The sequence below is a fragment of the Pseudolactococcus yaeyamensis genome, assembly GCF_054658615.1.
This window is the reverse complement of record NZ_BAAGGP010000034.1, coordinates 14108-28393: the sequence shown is the minus strand read 5'-3', so window position 1 is coordinate 28393 and position 14286 is coordinate 14108. Positions and strand designations below refer to the sequence as shown.

Here is a 14286-nt window from a genome sequence, read left to right as displayed (position 1 = left end):
TAGAGGAGCTGAGACAATTCGCAAGAGGGGTGTGTATACAACAAAAATAATTGAGAACAAAACGCTATAACTCCTTATATCACAAGGCGGAATAGTGTTTTTCTGATTTTTAACTGTCAAACTCGGGGAATCAAGGTGTCGAAGTCCTAACTCAGGCACCAAAAGAATTAATTATTCTCTAAATTCAAGAAATAGTTGAAAATCTAGCGAAATGGTTGGAAATATGATAAAATGGAGAGAACCTATAAGTATGCAAAAAATGAAAGTGAGAACATAAAAAATGGTAGCAGCAAACGAACTCAAGGCGGGCATGACTTTTGAAACAGATGGCAAACTTTTGCGCGTCTTAGAAGCAAGTCATCACAAACCTGGTAAAGGGAATACGATTATGCGGATGAAACTTCGTGATGTCCGGACTGGTTCGACTTTTGATACGTCTTATCGTCCAGAGGAAAAATTTGATCAAGCGATTATTGAAACGCACAATGCGCAATACCTCTATCAAATGGATGATACAGCTTATTTCATGGATAATGAAACTTATGACCAATATGAAATTCCAGTAGCAAGTGTTGCAGACGAATTGAAATTTATCCTTGAAAATGAAGAAGTGAAAATCCAATTCTTCGGCTCAGAAGTCATCGGTGTTCAGGTGCCAACAACAGTTGTTTTGACAGTAACTGAAACACAACCGTCTATTAAAGGCGCAACTGTAACAGGTTCTGGTAAACCAGCTACGATGGAGACAGGTCTTGTGGTTAACGTCCCTGACTTTATTGAAGTGGGGCAAAAACTTGAAATTAATACTGAGACAGGTGCTTATTTGAAACGTGCTTAATCACGCCTGTGATGAAGACAGTTGGTGATAGCTAGTCTCTCCGAAACTAGCTATCACCGCATTATCTATGTCCTAAGAAACGGGGAAAGAAATTATGACAGATACAGATAAAATTACAAGTGCCGAAACACTCGGCGAAATCGTCATTGCACCACAAGTTGTTGAAACAATTGTCGCAGTTGCTGCCGCAAAAATTGATGGTGTCTATGGCCTACGTAATAAACGTTTTGCAGACCGTATTGGTAAAAAAGCAGACGGTCGTGGCGTTTATGTTCATCAAGAAGATGACAGAGTTGTCGTGGACATCTATGTTTACTTGACTTATGGCATTTCTGTGCCAAATGTTGCTATGGAAATGCAACGTGTGGTCAAAGATAACGTCCTTGATATGAGTGATATTGTGATTGATGAAGTCAATATCCATGTTGCGGGTGTTGTGCCTGAAAAGACACCAAAACCAGACTTCAAAGAACTCTTTGATGAGGACTTTTTGGATGTCGACTAAGCCATTAAGCCAGCATGAAATTCGCATTCGTGCTGTACAATCCCTCTACCAACTCGAAATGACGCCTGATGAAACTGTCGAAGATGCCATGGTGTTTGCCTTGACCAATGACGACAGACTGGCAAGCCAAGAACAGGTGGCTGAAAATCCAGTCGCTGTTAAGCCTAAGCGCAAAGGTTCAGGCACTGTCTACTCCTTTACACCCAACCGTGAAGGTGGCGTGACCAAGCAAGCCTTGGGGACAGATTCTGTTACTGCTAGTCCAGAACCGACGGTTGTCATTTCGGCTGCGGCTTATGTCTTGACAGATCGCTTTGATGACGGCCATAAGCCTAACCTAGAATTTATGATGGCTTTGGTTTACGGTGTTCGTGCTAAGAAAGCAGAGCTTGATGCGCAAATCACAACCCATTTGGCGAAAAATTGGTCGGTAAAACGCTTATCACCAATCAATCGTGTGATTTTAAGACTAGGAGCCTTTGAGATTTTGTTTGCTGAGACGCCACGTATCGTGGCAATTAATGAAGCTATCGAACTTGCCAAAGCTTTCAACGATGAAAAAGATGCCAAGTTTATCAATGCGATTTTAACTAAAATCGGTGAATAATTAGCCGACATCCATGATTAAAAAATCCCTGAACAGTTCAAATACTGCTCAGGGATTTTTTCTAATCTCTTCAAGTTAGTTTTCCTTGTGTGTTTGATGTTCCTGTATATTCTCGTCTACTTCGATAGCGGAATAGGCAACATCATGCTTTTCTAAAATCGCGCGTGCTGCTGATTTGGCAAGGCTTTGATCGGCAATGGTGATGGTCATATGTAACATGGCAGCGTGTTTTTCACCATCAATTGACCAGATGCAGAGTTCCGTCGTTTGATCGATTTCAGGTGCGCTTTCCAACTCGGCGACCAAGGCGGTATAATTGACGGTTTCAGGTGCTGCCTCCATTAAAATTCGCAACGTACCAATAAATTTTGGAATAGCCTTGGTCAAGATAAAGATTGAAATGGATAAGGATAAAAGTGGGTCTAGCCAATACCAAGGTTTGAAATGCATGACAATAGACAAAATCAGCACAGCAAGCCAACCGAGGACGTCCTCTAACATATGGAGGTTAAGGATACTTTCGTTGCGAGATTGTCCTCTCGTCATTAAATAAGCCCCATAACCATTGGCAATAACAGCGACAATCGCGAGCCAGAACATCCCAGTCGTTTGAACAGGTGTCGGATGTAGCAGGCGTGGTAGGGCTTCTAGGATAACGAGGGTGGAGCCGAAGAGCAGGATAACGCTTGTAATCAAGGCGCCGAGCAGGGAAAAACGGCGATAGCCTAGGGTGTAGGAATGATTCGATTTCTTACGCGAGATCTTCTCGAAAAACCAAGCAAAGCCGACCGCAATCGCATCACCTGTATCATGGACGGCATCTGAGAGAATGGCGACAGAGCCGAACATGGCGCCAAAAATAAATTCAAGAATAGCGAAAACGATGTTTAAAACAAAAACAATCGTGATGCGTTTGCCGGATTCCGCATTAGGCGTCGTATGATGATGTTTGTGAGTCATGGATGTGGTCGCTTTCTAATTCTTGCGCATGGGCAATGGAGAGTTTGAGGAGTTGTAGGATGTGGCTATCGCCAATTTGATAATTGATGGTTTTGCCATCTCTGGCTTGAGTAACGAGCTGATGGACTTTGAGTATCTTGAGTTGATGGGAGGCGGCTGACTGTTCTAAGCCGATAGCATCAGAAATTTGAGAGACGTTTTGTTGTCCCTCAGATAAGAGTAGTAAGATTTTAACGCGAGAAGGATTGGCTAGAATCTTGTGAATATGGATAATTTCTGTAAGGACTTCATTTGAAATGTTTTTCATATGAATATTATATCATGTGTGTAAATCGAAAGCAAGACCCTATTGGATTAAAATCACGTCAGAATAATTGGCATCAATCCCCATTTTTTCAGAGAGATTTGGTAGAATAGAGATAGAGCGCTTTCAATAAAAAAGCTGATCGTAATGTATAGAAAGAAGATACACATGACACAACCATTATTTCTTAACTCCGTTTTTCAGGAAAAAATCTGGGGTGGCGACCATCTCAAGGCTTTTGGCTATGACTTGCCGTCAAATAAAATCGGGGAGTATTGGGCGATTTCTGCTCATCCTAATGGTGTTTCAACCATTAAAAATGGCGAATTTGCGGGGCAAACCTTAGATGTGCTTTACAAAAATCATCGGGAATTATTTGGTAATTCTCAAAAAGAAGTATTTCCACTCTTAACTAAAATTTTGGATGCTAATGACTGGCTCAGTGTTCAGGTTCATCCAGACGATACTTATGGTCTAGCGCATGAAGGTGAGTTAGGGAAGACGGAGTGCTGGTACATTATCGCGGCGGAGCCTGATGCTGAAATCATCTATGGTCACCATGCGAAAGATAAGGCAGAACTACGTGCGATGATTGAGGCTGGCGACTGGGAGCATTTATTGACGAAAGTCAAGGTCAAGGCTGGTGATTTCTTCTATGTACCAAGTGGGACGATGCATGCCATTGGTAAGGGGATTTTGATTTTGGAAACGCAACAATCATCAGACACGACTTACCGTGTCTATGACTTTGACCGCAAAGATGATGCGGGTAATCTCCGCGAGCTACATATCGACAAATCAATCGATGTGTTGAATTACGGTGCGCCTGCCAATACGACACCAGTCGTGACAACTTTACCTCATCTTGTCAAAACCTCTTATGTGTCGAACGACTTTTTCACGGTTGAAAAATGGGCCATTTCTGGTCCTGTCGACTTTACTAAAATAGCACCTTATACGCTGTGCTCTGTTTTAGATGGTCAAGGTAGCTTGAGCGTTGCAGGGGTAAGTTATCCAGTCCAAAAAGGTGATCACTTTGTTTTGACAAGTGATATTTCAGACTGGCAATTCGATGGACAATTAAGCGTCATTGCCAGTCATGATGGGGAACAAGCAGGGTAGAAGTTAAACATTTAATGATGTATGAAATAAGTTACTTCATACATTATTAAACTAGCGTGCAGATAAAAAGTTGGGCAAAAGTTTCAAAAATAAAAAATGCCTGAAAGTTGTTTTTGGAAACATTGCTTTCAGGCATTTTGAAATTGCAAATTAGCTAAAATGGGGGAACAGTTCGAGATTCTAATGTCAATTTTATCGTTTTGACCCTGTCAGTGGTAGATTGAAGATGAAGCAAGACTCAACTCATCCCAGCTACCCAGCCAGTCGCTAGTGCCGTGGTGATGTTATAGCCACCCGTATGGGCATTGATATCCAAGACTTCACCTGCAAAGTGCAAATCTGCTACCGATTTACTCATCAGTGTTTTGGGTTTGATGTCACTCAAATCAACGCCACCTGCAGTCACAAAAGATTTTGCTAGGCTCATGGTACCTGTGACTTTTAGTGGGAAGCTTTTCATGAGTTGATAGAGTTCGTTTAATTTTTTAACCGAGACTTGTTTGACTTTTGCGTCTAGGTCAATCCCTGCTGTGGTGATGAGAAACTCTGCTAAACGTTCTTGGAGCAGTAGTTTTGCGACGTTCTTTACAGACTTGTCTCGCAGTGCTTCAAATTTGTCAGAGATATCATCCGCTGACACTGTCGGAAGAAAATCCAAAGCAAGCTCATCAGTCCCATTGCCCATGACAAAAGTCGAGGCACGTAGCGCAGCAGGGCCGGATAAGCCAAAGTGGGTAAAGAGGAGGTCGTGGGTAATGGGGTGCTGGTTGATGGTTAGGGTAATGTCACGCAAGGAAATTCCTTGCAAGGTCTTGTGTGGAAAGTCTGTCGTGATGGGACTTTCAGCTGGCTTTAAGTCGGTGACTTTCAGTTTGAAATGTCGCGCGATGTCGTGACCGTAGCCGGTCGAACCAGTTGAAGGGTAGGATTTTCCGCCAGTCGTGACGATGAGTTTGCGACTTGAAAAGGCGGTATCAGCTATTTTAACTAAGAAAGTACCATCGTCAGCTTTTGTTGTCGATAGCACTTCTGAGTTGGTCAAAATCGTCACACCCTGTTCGACCATTTTAGCCTGTAAAGTAGAGATGATTGTTTGAGCTTTGTCTGTTGTTGGAAAAATGCGACCGTGGTCTTCTATTTTGAGAGGTGTGCCATTATTTTCAAAAAAGGCGATAATATCATGATTGTCGAACTGGGCAAAGGTGCTGTAGAGGAACTTGCTACCGTGTGGGATATTCTCAAGAATTTCTTCTAAGGTGCCGTTATTGGTCACATTGCAACGTCCGCCACCTGTCATGGAGAGCTTCTTACCGAGTGTTTTATTTTTTTCGAGTATCAGTGTCTTGCGGCCGTAGTAGCTACTGGCAATGGCTGCCATCATACCTGCGGGACCACCACCAATGATAATCGTATCGTAATTTGTTTTCATATCTTTTATTGTAGCATATCTCGGTCTTGGTCGAGTGATAATCGTATTATAATATCAGTAAAATGGGAAATTTTCTTTGAAATTTCAAGATTATCATTGACAAAACAAGTTGTACTATATATAATAGTACACAAGGAGTAACGAAGTGTGATGCTGAAGTTTGAACAGTTAATAGAGAGTTAATCATCAAAACATCTCACTTTTAATGGACACCTCACCTTAAGGTGAAATGAGGAAAATAAGGAGAATTATGAATTTTTTTAAACGAGCAATCCGTTCAGTGACACGACAAAAGTCAAAATCAATCATTTTATTTGCGGTTATTTTCATACTTGGAAATATCTTAGCAGGTAGTGTCATTATTCAACAATCGACACAAAATGTTGAAAAAACGACCAAAGAGCAAATGGGGGCTATCGCCACGGTTGGGATAGACTATAGTGATACAAAGCGACAAAAAGAAATGGAGCAGATGACGACGGATGATTATACGGCGTTAGATGAAAAATTAATCCAAAAAATTGCGGATAGTCCCTACATCAAAAATTATGACTATTCTGAACAAAATGGTTTTCAATCCCAAAAACTCAAACCCTATGATCCAACTGCAGATAAAAAATCTGAAGATAAAGCTAATGAAGCCATTGAAGGCGGTCTTAATACCTATATTCCTATAAGAGGTGTTCAAGATCATAAAATCATGGATATTGCTTTAGGAAAAATCAAATTGGTAGAGGGCAGCGTTTTCACAGAAAATGATATTAAAAAAGGATCAAATGTTGTTCTAATTTCTAAAAAATTTGCTGAAAAAAATGGCCTTCATGTCGGGGATGAAATGACCATTGACCAAAGTACAGATGTTTTTAGTTCTCCTGAGGATGACAATAAGCAAGATAGCGGTAAGACATTCGATACGAAAGTCAAAGTAGTAGGGACTTACGATGTACTTGAAGCTGTTCAGAAAAAGTCAGGTCAATCTGGCAAAGCCTCAAATGATTCAGTCGTTTATGCGGCTGCCTTTCCTGGCGGCTCAACACAAGATATGTTTGATTTTAACAATTATAACACAGTCTATATGCCAAATAAATTAGTCCATACGATGGGTCAAGCCTTTAATGACATTCTCATGGCAGAATATCCTGATATGATGGGGGGGATGAGTGAAGAGGAGATAAAAGCAGCATCTAAGCCTTACTATACGCCGATTTTTCAGTTGAAATCAGTGGATGATCTTGAGAAATTTAAAGCTGACACTAAGCCACTTTTACCAAAATTTTATTCTGTGATGGCATCTACAGATGAGTTTAACAACATCGCAGGGCAATTTAATAAATTATCTAAAATTGCAAAGGCAGTGATTATCGCTGCGGTTCTATTATCAATTATTTTAATTCTGTTGGTCATCTTACTCTTTATGCGAGATCGAAAACGTGAACTAGGCATTTACCTATCACTTGGCGACAAAAAATCTAATGTCATTTTACAGATTATGGTTGAAGTGTTGACGGTTGCAATCGTCGCACTCGTGATTTCGTTAATTACAGGTAAGTTTTTAGGTAGTTTTGCTTCTGAAGCCTTTCTCAGTTCAGACAGTGGTCAGGCGACAGATGGTATGATGGGTGGTAGTGTGTTGAGCTCATCTGCTATGTTTAATATGGGAACAATGGTTGATGCACAAACAATCGTGGATAATTATGCGGTCTCCTTTACACCATTTTACATTGTGACTTATCTGCTCGCAGGTCTAGGAACAGTTATCGTCTCAGTCTTATTATCAACGCTTTATATCTTCAAATTAAAGCCAAAGAAAATCTTGTTGGGGTAAACAGCTATGTCAATTATTGAAACCAAAAAACTGAATTATTACTATCAAGATGGTGATATGCAGCGTTATATTTTACGTGATGTATCAGTTAGCTTTGAAAAAGGGAAATTCTATGCAATTGTTGGAGAGTCGGGTTCAGGAAAAACAACATTTTTATCCATGATTGCTGGTTTGGATGTGGCAAAAGAAGGACAAGTCCTTTTTGAAGGCACAGACATACAGACGATTGGTCTTGAAAATTACCGTCGCAATAAAATCTCAATTGTTTTTCAAAATAATAATCTGGTGCCTTACTTAACTGCGGCTGAAAATGTTCTGGTGGCTATGGACATCACGGATAACACTTTACCTGCAGATCAAAAAATAGTGGCTTATAATCTCTTGGATTATATCGGGATTACACGTGAAAAAGCTGATCGTTTGGTCAGTGAGCTATCAGGTGGTGAGCAGCAAAGGATTGCGATTGCTCGGGCGCTGGCGACTAATAGTGATGTTATTTTAGCAGATGAGCCAACTGGGAATTTGGATGAAGAACGTGAAGGTGAGATTGTTGCGATTTTTAAACGTTTGGCACATGAAAATGATAAGGCTGTGATTGTTGTGACCCATTCGCAAGAAGTATCTAAAGAATCTGATGTAACTTACCGTTTGAAAAAGGGAAATTTAACACATGAGTGATTTTTTATCAAATTTTACCAATGATAAATACAAGAAAGATGTCACGAGGCTTAAGGATGTTACACCTGAAACAGACGCCTCAGACATTGAATCAAAATCTTCGGCAGTTGTCTCTGATAAGTCGACTACTGCTGTAACTGATGACATCGTAGAAGCTGAAATCGTCAATGACATTGTGAGCGACATGCCAGAAGATGAAATCGTTAAGGATAAGCTTAATGATGCTCCCAAAAACGAAAGTGACGACCATCTAGACTCACTTCTGACAAATTTAGAGGCATCTTTGCGCAATGATGAGTTGCTTGTCAAAGATCAATCTTTTGCTAAAAAACAAAGAGTGAAGCGAGGTATTATTGTAGTAGTCAGTCTTCAGCTGGTGGCTGGGGTTGCATGGTTTTATTATGGTCAGACACATATCACAGTCCCTGACTTTACAGGAAAACTTGTGAGCACAGCACAAACTTGGGCAGATGAGCATAAGGTTAAATTGGATGTGAACCGCATCTATGATTTCAATGAGAAGGTTAATCTTGTCGTTAAAGCATCAGACAAAAATAGGACGATTTCCAAGAAGAAAGCGGTCAAATTGACAGTTAGTCTGGGCGCTGATCCCAAAGAGAAGATTGAACTCCCTGATTTTTCTAAGTTATCTCTTGCGCAAGCGCGTGAGTTCATTAAGAAAAATAAACTTGAAAATACAGAGGTTCAGCTTGATTATTCAGAAACAGTTGCAAAAGATACGTATCTCAAACAAACTTTTGCGAATCAAGCTGTTACGGCAGAAACCTTCAAGCGTGAAGATAATCTGACCCTTCATTACTCTAGAGGTAAGGAACCGATTGTTCAAAATATTGATGTGCCTGATTTTTCAAGTCAAACTAAGGAGCAAATTAACACTTGGAGTAAGGAAAAAGGTGTTAAAGTCACTTTTGAAACTGTCGGCAGTGAGACGATTGATGCAGATAAAGTAATGTCTCAGTCAGTTGCAAAGGGGCAAAAAGTATCAAAAGCTGATACGATTACCATCAAACTCTCGCTTGGTAAACCGATGATGGTGCCTGATTTTTCACGCTTTACCTTTGACGAATCAAGTGGGGCTTCCAAAAATCTACCTGTTATCTCAAAACAAGTTTATAGCGATACAGTCCCCTATGGCGGCTTTATCAGCCAGTCTGTAGCAGCGGGTACCCAGTATTTTGCCAAAGATTCGATACCAGATATTACGGCGGTTTACTCGCTTGGACGAGTCTATATCAAGGATTTGAAAGGGCAAACTGAAGGGGATCTACAAGGAACTTTCTATAACGAGTATACATCGAAAGGTGCTAATATCACTTATCGGGTACAATTTGTTAATAGTTCCGAAACCAAAGGGACAGTTGTCGGTCAGAGTGCGCTCAATGAATTTGTGCCACTGACTTGTACAATCACCATCCAGATTAGTAATGGTCGAGAAAGATAGTTAAAAAGACAGGCTTAAGTCTGTTTAAGCCTGAAGACAAGAGGCTGGGACAAAAGTCAGAAATTGCTTATTTTTGCAAAATTTTGAAACTGAAAACCGCATGAAATCAACGTTTCTAGAGACGAATTTCATGCGATTTTTGTATTTCTGAGACTTTTGTCCCAGCCTCTTAGTTTTTTAATCTATAAAATATCGGCTAGTTTCTCAGAACTATCAATCATTTTCTGCTCTCTCAACCTTTTAGAATAGGCATGTTTCTATTTCTCCAATACTTTCCTTGACATCTCTCAACCTTAGCGGTATAATTGTTATCGAGCTAATAGTTAGTTGAGTAACAATTATGCAACTAACAAAAAAAGAAAGGTCACAAAGGAATAAGTCATGGTAGAAAATATTGGGATTGAGTTGCGTTCGCTGAATATCTCTCTCTTGCGGTATATCGCGCATCATCGCTCTGAAATTAGCAAAACGCCTGATGGCGAGTTGACTGGCGTACAGGTCTGGGTGATTGAATACTTACTCAAACGCCAAGATGAAGATGTTTTCCAAAAAGATTTGGAAAAAGAATTTATGATGCGGCGACCAACGGCAACTAATTTTATCAAAAAATTGGAGCAGGCAGAGCTGATTAGGCGTGAACCAGTTGCTTATGATGCGAGACTTAAAAAGATTATCTTGACAGAAAAAGCTGTCAAGATGCAGCAGGAAATGGAACTTAAAATGAAGCAATTTGAAAAATTGCTGCGTGGCGATTTAACACCAGACGAAATCGCAACTTTCATTGCAACGATTAATAAAATTAAAAGAAACATAGGGGTTGGAAATGCTTAAAATTTTAAAAAAAATCACTGGAAAAGAGCTTAAATACGTTGGCATTAGCTTGATTTTCATTGTCATTCAGGTTTATTTAGACCTTAAATTACCGGACTACATGAGTAAAGTGACCAAGCTCATTCAAGAAAAAGGCACAACCGTGTCCCAAATCTTCGATGAAGGTCGCTGGATGGTGCTATGTGCCTTCGGCTCACTCGTTGCCGCAGTCATTGTCGGCTTTTTTGCGGCCAAAGTCGCTGCCGGTCTATCAAGAACGCTACGTCATGATGTCTATCATCAAGTTTCAGAGTATTCAATGGCTGAAATCAACCAATTTTCAACCGCCAGCCTGATTACCCGCTCGACCAACGACATTACCCAAGTCCAAATGATCGTGGCGATGGGGCTGCAGCTCAGTATCAAAGCGCCAATCACTGCCGTTTGGGCGATTATGAAAATCGCCAATAAATCATGGGAATGGACGACCGCTTTAGGTGTTGCTGTTTTGTTTCTACTCGTCATGATTAGTATTATCGTGACACTTGCCATGCCACGCTTCAAGATTATCCAAAAATTAACGGACAAACTCAATTCAGTGACTCGTGAAAACCTAACAGGGATTCGTGTCGTCCGTGCCTACAATGCGCAGAGTTATCAAACCGATAAATTCGAAAAAGCCAACGATGATATCACCTCGACCAACCTCTTCATTCAGCGTGCTATGGCCTTTATGATGCCCATGATGTCCCTTGTGTCATCAGGTTTATCAGTTGCCGTTTATTTAATTGGTGCGACCATTATCAAAGCTGCAAGCCTTGGAACACCTGCTAATTCACCGCGGATTAACCTCTTTTCAGACATGGTCGTGTTCACCTCTTATGGCATGCAAGTCGTCATGGCATTTATGATGTTGACTATGATTTTCATTATGTTCCCACGTGCCAATGTCTCTGCTGGACGAATAAACGAAGTGATTGAAACAACATCAACCATTAAAAATGGCACAAAAGACGGCTCAGCAGCTAAAGAAGTTGGAACTGTCGAATTTAGAAACGTCAATTTCCAATACGCTGATGCCTCTGAACACGTTCTTGAAGGCATTTCCTTCAAGGCCAATAAAGGCGAAACCGTTGCCTTCATCGGCTCGACTGGTTCTGGTAAATCGACATTAATCAACCTCATTGCGCGTTATTATGATGTGACGGCTGGTCAAGTCCTAGTCGATGGTGTCGATGTTAAGGACTACACGGAAGAAGCCTTGCACGATAAGATGGGCTTCATTCCCCAAAAACCAGTCATGTTTAATGGGACGATTCGGTCAAACTTGTCTCTTGGGACGAATGCCCATGGTGAGTTGACAGATGAAGACTTGATGACAGCGGCACGTATCGCCCAAGCTGAAGAATTCATTCTGAAAAATGATCAAGGTTTAGATGCTGAAGTGTCTCAGGGTGGTCTTAACCTGTCTGGCGGTCAAAAACAACGGCTCGCCATTGCTCGCGCCATTGCTCGCAAGCCTGAAATTCTCGTCTTTGATGACAGTTTCTCAGCCTTGGACTATAAGACTGACCGTGTTTTACGCGATACCTTGAAACGTGAAACAGCTGACACAACGAAACTCATCGTTGCCCAACGGATTGGCACGATTATTGATGCCGATCAAATTATTGTTTTGGATAAAGGGAAAGTCGTGGGTTGCGGGACGCATGACGAGTTGATGGCTAGTAATGAAGTCTATCAAGAAATCGCCTATTCACAACTATCGAAGGAGGAATTAGCCTAATGCCAACAACAAAAAATACCCCTAGAAAATCTCATGGCGGTGGGTTTGGACCGGGTCGTGGCCTCGCTGCCGATGGTGAAAAACCAAAAGACGTCAAAAAAGCCCTTGGCGATTTAGTGACATATGTCAAGCCTTGGTATGCGGCAATTTTTGTCGCAGCCATTGCAGCCTGTGGAGGTGCTTATCTGACGATTATCGGACCTGATAGATTGTCTGAAATTACCAATAAAATCATGGCAGGCTTGCAAGCCAGCTTCATCCCCAAAGGGATGCCGGGTCATGGCGATATTGACCTGAAAGCTATCACGTCAATCGGTGTGACTTTGATTGCCTTCTACCTAGGCTCTGCGCTTTTGAGCTATCTGCAAGGTTTCATCATGGCGACTGTGACCCAACGGACATCTAAAAAATTACGACAAGATATTTCGACGAAAATCAATAAACTACCTTTGCGTTATTTTGATAGCCACCCTTATGGCGATACCTTATCGCGCGTGACTAATGATGTGGATGCCATCAGTCAAGCCCTCAACCAATCTGTTGGGAGCTTGGTCTCAGCCTTGACCCTTTTCTTCGGCACGATTATCATGATGTTTAAAACCAACGTTGAAATGAGTCTGACTGCCATTGCCACAACGGCGATTGGCTTTGGCTTAATGATGCTCATCATGATCAAGTCACAAAAATTCTTTAACGCCCAACAAAACGGTCTCGGCGAGGTCAATGGTTTTGTGGAAGAAGTCTACACGGGTCATAATATCGTGAGAGTGTCCAATGCAGACAAAGCAAAACAAGACGAGTTCGATGAAATCAATGAACGATTGTATAACTCAGTTTGGAAATCTCAATTTCTGTCTGGCTTGATGATGCCGCTCATGCAATTCATCGGTAACTTTGGTTACGGTGCTGTCTGTTTGGTTGGGGCGATTTTAGCCATCGACGGTAAAATCGAGTTTGGCGTGATTGTCGCCTTCATGATTTATATTCGTCTGTTCACCCAACCCTTGACACAGATTGCGCAAGCGGTGACGTCAATGCAATCAGCAGGCGCTGCTTCTGAGCGGATTTTTACATTCCTAGCGGAGCCTGAATTAGAAGACGAAACTGGTAAGGCAACGACATTGTCCAACCCTAAAGGGGCTGTTACATTTAAAAACGTCCATTTCGGCTACAATGACGAACGTGTCATCATCAATGACTTTTCTGCCAAGGCTGAACCCGGTCAGAAGATTGCTATTGTCGGGCCGACGGGCGCGGGTAAATCAACCATGGTCAACTTGCTCATGCGTTTCTACGATATTGATTCTGGTCAGATCATCATTGATGGGACACCGATTAAAGATATCACGCGTGAAGCGGTGCATGATCAGTTTTCAATGGTCTTGCAGGACACGTGGCTATTTGAAGGAACGGTGAAAGAAAACTTGATTTACAATCAATGTGACATCACAGACGAGCAGGTCGTTGCTGCTGCTAAGGCGGTTGGTGTCGATCATTTCATCAATACGCTGCCAAATGGCTATGATTCTGTCTTGAAAGACGCGGATGAATTATCAGTCGGTGAACGTCAGCTCCTAACCATTGCCCGCGCGCTCTTGAAAGACGCGCCAATGTTGATTCTCGATGAAGCAACGTCATCAGTTGACACGCGGACAGAAGAATTAATCCAAAAAGCCATGGATAAACTCATGGAAGGTCGGACAAGTTTTGTCATCGCGCACAGACTGTCGACTATCAAAAATGCCGATTTGATTCTTGTCATGAAAGATGGCGATATCATCGAAAGTGGCAATCATGAAGCCTTGCTTGCGCAAGGTGGCTTCTATGCTGATTTGTATAATTCACAGTTTGAAAGCGTGGCTTAAGCCATAAAAAATAGGCTATGAACGAATTTCGTGTTAATCGAAAACGTTCATAGCCTGTTTTTGTGTGAAATCGGTATTGTATTGTCAAAACAATA

At 41.5% G+C, this 14286-nt stretch carries 13 protein-coding genes; 10 read left to right on the top strand and 3 right to left on the bottom strand.

What is annotated here, in order from left to right; genetic code table 11:
• The first annotated feature begins 280 nt into the window (after positions 1-280).
• The 3 genes from efp to nusB all read left to right on the top strand — a co-directional run bounded on the left by efp (position 281) and on the right by nusB (position 1950).
• Positions 281-838, top strand: coding sequence for an elongation factor P (gene efp, locus ACYQ21_RS08090; protein WP_003138870.1), 558 nt, complete (start codon positions 281-283; stop codon positions 836-838).
• A gap of 94 nt (positions 839-932) precedes the next feature.
• Positions 933-1343, top strand: coding sequence for an Asp23/Gls24 family envelope stress response protein (locus ACYQ21_RS08085; protein WP_460057379.1), 411 nt, complete (start codon positions 933-935; stop codon positions 1341-1343).
• A complete protein-coding gene (gene nusB / locus ACYQ21_RS08080) occupies positions 1333-1950 on the top strand; it encodes a transcription antitermination factor NusB (protein ID WP_460057377.1) in 618 nt (205 codons plus the stop codon). The genes ACYQ21_RS08085 and nusB overlap by 11 nt, the downstream gene beginning before the upstream one ends.
• A 75-nt stretch (positions 1951-2025) precedes the next feature.
• Here nusB and ACYQ21_RS08075 read toward each other — a convergent pair whose 3' ends face one another.
• Both ACYQ21_RS08075 and ACYQ21_RS08070 read right to left on the bottom strand, forming a co-directional pair.
• Positions 2026-2910: a cation diffusion facilitator family transporter gene (locus ACYQ21_RS08075; RefSeq protein WP_460057374.1), complete on the bottom strand. Its 885-nt coding sequence runs from the start codon at positions 2908-2910 to the stop codon at positions 2026-2028.
• Positions 2879-3217, bottom strand: a complete 339-nt coding sequence (locus ACYQ21_RS08070) for an ArsR/SmtB family transcription factor (RefSeq protein ID WP_460057372.1) — start codon at positions 3215-3217, stop codon at positions 2879-2881. Before ACYQ21_RS08070 ends, ACYQ21_RS08075 begins: the two co-directional genes overlap by 32 nt.
• 165 nt (positions 3218-3382) lie before the next feature.
• On the opposite strand from ACYQ21_RS08070, the gene manA reads away from it, so the two are divergent.
• A complete protein-coding gene (gene manA / locus ACYQ21_RS08065; protein WP_460057370.1) occupies positions 3383-4336 on the top strand; it encodes a mannose-6-phosphate isomerase, class I in 954 nt (317 codons plus the stop codon).
• Positions 4337-4574: 238 nt separating this feature from the next.
• Here manA and ACYQ21_RS08060 read toward each other — a convergent pair whose 3' ends face one another.
• Entirely contained in the window at positions 4575-5765 is a 1191-nt protein-coding gene (locus ACYQ21_RS08060) for a BaiN/RdsA family NAD(P)/FAD-dependent oxidoreductase (RefSeq protein WP_460057367.1), read from the bottom strand.
• A 250-nt stretch (positions 5766-6015) separates the two neighbouring features.
• On the opposite strand from ACYQ21_RS08060, the gene ACYQ21_RS08055 reads away from it, so the two are divergent.
• The 6 genes from ACYQ21_RS08055 to ACYQ21_RS08030 all read left to right on the top strand — a co-directional run bounded on the left by ACYQ21_RS08055 (position 6016) and on the right by ACYQ21_RS08030 (position 14191).
• A complete protein-coding gene (locus tag ACYQ21_RS08055; protein WP_460057361.1) occupies positions 6016-7590 on the top strand; it encodes an FtsX-like permease family protein in 1575 nt (524 codons plus the stop codon).
• Positions 7591-7596: 6 nt separating this feature from the next.
• Positions 7597-8268 (top strand): ABC transporter ATP-binding protein, encoded by a 672-nt coding sequence (locus ACYQ21_RS08050; protein ID WP_460057359.1) that lies wholly within the window; start codon positions 7597-7599, stop codon positions 8266-8268.
• Positions 8261-9730: a PASTA domain-containing protein gene (locus ACYQ21_RS08045; protein ID WP_460057357.1), complete on the top strand. Its 1470-nt coding sequence runs from the start codon at positions 8261-8263 to the stop codon at positions 9728-9730. The genes ACYQ21_RS08050 and ACYQ21_RS08045 overlap by 8 nt, the downstream gene beginning before the upstream one ends.
• Positions 9731-10111: 381 nt before the next feature.
• On the top strand, positions 10112-10561 hold the full coding sequence (locus ACYQ21_RS08040) for a MarR family winged helix-turn-helix transcriptional regulator (protein WP_460057355.1): 450 nt from the start codon (positions 10112-10114) through the stop codon (positions 10559-10561).
• The gene (locus tag ACYQ21_RS08035) at positions 10554-12326 is read left to right on the top strand and encodes an ABC transporter ATP-binding protein (RefSeq protein WP_460057353.1); all 1773 of its coding nucleotides are present in this window, start codon (positions 10554-10556) and stop codon (positions 12324-12326) included. The genes ACYQ21_RS08040 and ACYQ21_RS08035 overlap by 8 nt, the downstream gene beginning before the upstream one ends.
• Positions 12326-14191, top strand: a complete 1866-nt coding sequence (locus tag ACYQ21_RS08030) for an ABC transporter ATP-binding protein (protein WP_460057351.1) — start codon at positions 12326-12328, stop codon at positions 14189-14191. Before ACYQ21_RS08035 ends, ACYQ21_RS08030 begins: the two co-directional genes overlap by 1 nt.
• The last annotated feature ends 95 nt before the right edge of the window (positions 14192-14286 follow it).